The following is a 3,074-nucleotide window of genomic DNA, read 5'->3' as shown; positions in this document are numbered from 1 at the left end:
ATATGTATAAATATATGTACAAATCGATATAACGTTGATATATAAAGGAATTTATATACGTATACATATATTTATACGTACATTTATACGTTGCTTTATACATACAGATGTGTTATGATAGCAACAATGAATTTAATAGACGGAGGCAGACTGATGAAAATCATTACCTTTGCAGCCATCAAAGGTGGAGTAGGTAAAACTACTCTCGCCTTTAATTATGGTGAATGGCTTGCAAGTCAAGATAAACATGTCTTATTTATCGACTTGGACCACCAGTGCAACTTAACTCAGACTTACGACATTTATGACAGTACAGATACCGTAGGTAACATTTTCTTGGGCCAAGGTAACGTTAAGGTCCACCAAATCAATGAGCACATCTCTCTTATCGCGGGTGACATGCATCTCGATGATGTGGAACGCTCCATTGAAAACAAAACTAACAAAAATATGCTCTTGTACATGTGGTTGTACGATAATTATGACCGTCTTGAGTTGGATCAATATGACTACGTAATTTTGGATAGTCACCCTGATTTCTCCACTGCTACAAAAAATGCTGTCATTATCAGCCATGCTATTTTGAGCCCTATTACACCAAGTGAGCATGGTTACAATGCTAAATTTAATTTGGAAGAAAGAATTAATGACTTACGCACAGAAGCTATCGATTATGCCTCTAGAAAGAGCTATGTAACCGCTCAATTATATTTTGTGGCTAATATGATTAAACATAACACTCGTTCGTCTAAGGAGCTTTTAGAGGTCTTAAACGACGAGGATGATGTTTTAGCCCTGGTGCCTGAGAAAGAATTATTCAATCGTACGACCTTAGACAAGGTTTCCTTGCCAGAAATGAAGCAAGACCACAAATTATATTTACGACAAAGAGCTTTCTTTGATGACATGGATAACATCTTTACTAAAATCACAGCTGTGGTTGAAAATCTTGATTAAGGAGATTCAAAATGGCTTTTGATAGAACTAATAAAAATATTAAGAACGCTTTAAATGGTCCTAAACGCGATTTAAGCCCTGCTAAGCCGGTTGAGGACTCTAAGGTGTCAACTAACGATAGCACGACGATAACGGCTAATATTCCCTTTCTAACCGCTGCTGGTGAAAAAAGAAAAAATTATACTTTTTCTTTGCAACCAACAGTGCGAAAAAAATTGGATACCATTGCTAAAGAACACGGTTATTCCTCAGCGTCAAAATTTTTGAATGAATTAATTCGCCAAATGTAATCTGTGGATAAATGTTCTTTATGGTGAACATAAGTATTTGGTATCCTTGAGGAGCGGGAGCGTCTTTTTCATGTCATCCTGTATCCTATAATATAATCCTATTAATATATTACTAAGTATATTACTAATAATATATTACTAGGAAAAATTGCCTCAGCTGTACCCCTTGTGGCGCAAGGGGTTAGAGCCTGTGGATAACTTTTAAATCCAACAAATCCGGGTGGATAATCCAACAAATCCGGGCGTTAATCCAACAAATCCGGGTGGATAATCCAACAAATCCGGGCGTTTATTCCAACAGATTCGGCAAACCTTCCAACAAATCCGGGACCCCTTGTGCCCCATGGGATAGAACCCTATTGGTGGTGTGTTAATCCAATAAATCCGGGCGAGACTCCAACAGATTCGGGAAACATTCCAACAAATCCGGGTGAATTTCCAACAGATTCGGGTGTTAATCCAACAAATCCGGGCGAACTTCCAACAGATTCGGGCGATAATCTAACAAATCCGGGTGAATTTCCAACAGATTCGGGTAGATAATCCAACAAATCCGGGTGAATTTCCAACAGATTCGGGTGGATAATCCAACAAATCCGGCGGACCTTCCAACAAATCCGGGCGAGACTCCAACAGATTCGGGAGAACAAATAGTGACCAAAAATCACTTCCAAAATTGTTCCGCAGAATCTGTTTTTTATTTTTATGGAATTTTACAACATGTTGGATTTATGTTAAGCTAGATTGAAGAAAGGGGAAGGCATTATGAGTATGAGAACTACCAATATTGTCAAATACGATAATAGTTTGAATGAAGTTAGTTTACGGACTTTAAGTGAGGCCGAGCTAAACGTTTTCTGGACAATTTGCTCTTTGCTTAAGGAAAAAGGTGAACAGGAACAAATTTTCCACTATGACTATCTAAAAGAGTTAATGCATTTCCAGAGAAAAGATATCAATTTTGCTGATACCCTGGAAACGATGTGGAGCAAGTTGAAAAATATTTCTTTTGATAGTTATTCTGAAGGAATTCACACCTCCTTCATGCTGTTCAACATGTACATCAATGACACACGCAATGAGACTTTAACGATTCGAACGAATGAGTCTTTTAGTTTTATTCTGAATAACTTAGGAATGGATTCCCGTCGGTTCACGTATTTTGAACTGACCAACATGTTAAACATCTCAAGTTCCTACACTAAAGAGCTTTACCGACAATTACTGAGTCACCGCAATGCCAATAAGAAGACTGGTTTTTGGTCAGTTGGTTATGAAGATTTTCGGCGAATTATGGCAGTACCTAATAGCTATCGAACCGATACAATCGATACACGGATTATTAACCGTTCAATTCGCGAATTAACCAAGCAAGATAAACAAGGTCACCAAATTTTACGTTCACTGATTTGTACTAAAATCAAGAAAGGTCGGCGTTTAAGTAGTTATCGTTTCGACTTTGAAATCGGTGAAGAATTTGATTATGAAATGCCGGAAATTGCTAATACGCGTAAGGAAGAAAAATCGCGACCAACTCACAAGATACCTTTACAAAAATGGGTAATGCCAGAACCACAGCCGGAAGATTACCAAATTGCGACAGAAAATCAAAAGACAAATACGATGTCGGATGAAGAGTACCAGCGTTACTTACAAAGTTTACTTGATAAATCAGAACATTTACGTTAAAAAGCAGGTCAGTTTGGCCTGCTTTTTTAGCATGATAGGCAGAAAAAACCACACCAGCGCATAAGTGTTAAGTTATACAAGTTTATACGTATATGTATAAATATACGTATAAATATATTTGTGAAAATAGAAAATTAT

3 protein-coding genes are annotated in these 3,074 nt (G+C 37.3%); all 3 read left to right on the top strand.

The window, feature by feature from the left end; all coding sequences use genetic code 11:
* Positions 1 to 153: 153 nt before the first annotated feature.
* Entirely contained in the window at positions 154 to 957 is an 804-nt protein-coding gene (locus JCM10991_RS11430) for a ParA family protein (protein ID WP_025021561.1), read from the top strand.
* Between the two features lie 11 nt (positions 958 to 968).
* Entirely contained in the window at positions 969 to 1,247 is a 279-nt protein-coding gene (locus JCM10991_RS11425) for a ribbon-helix-helix domain-containing protein (protein WP_023860395.1), read from the top strand.
* Positions 1,248 to 2,012: 765 nt separating this feature from the next.
* A complete protein-coding gene (locus JCM10991_RS11420; RefSeq protein WP_023860397.1) occupies positions 2,013 to 2,936 on the top strand; it encodes a replication initiation protein in 924 nt (307 codons plus the stop codon).
* The last annotated feature ends 138 nt before the right edge of the window (positions 2,937 to 3,074 follow it).

The organism is Ligilactobacillus equi DSM 15833 = JCM 10991 (assembly GCF_000615765.1).
Lineage (GTDB): Bacteria > Bacillota > Bacilli > Lactobacillales > Lactobacillaceae > Ligilactobacillus > Ligilactobacillus equi.
Note: the sequence above shows the minus strand (reverse complement) of the source record. Positions and strands in the feature narration are given on the sequence as shown.

Bases quoted from the DNA above. Each gene is read 5' to 3' on its own strand.
- JCM10991_RS11430 (WP_025021561.1), top strand. From the start codon at position 154: ATGAAAATCATTACCTTTGCAGCCATCAAAGGTGGAGTAGGTAAAACT.
- JCM10991_RS11425 (WP_023860395.1), top strand. From the start codon at position 969: ATGGCTTTTGATAGAACTAATAAAAATATTAAGAACGCTTTAAATGGT.
- JCM10991_RS11420 (WP_023860397.1), top strand. From the start codon at position 2,013: ATGAGTATGAGAACTACCAATATTGTCAAATACGATAATAGTTTGAAT.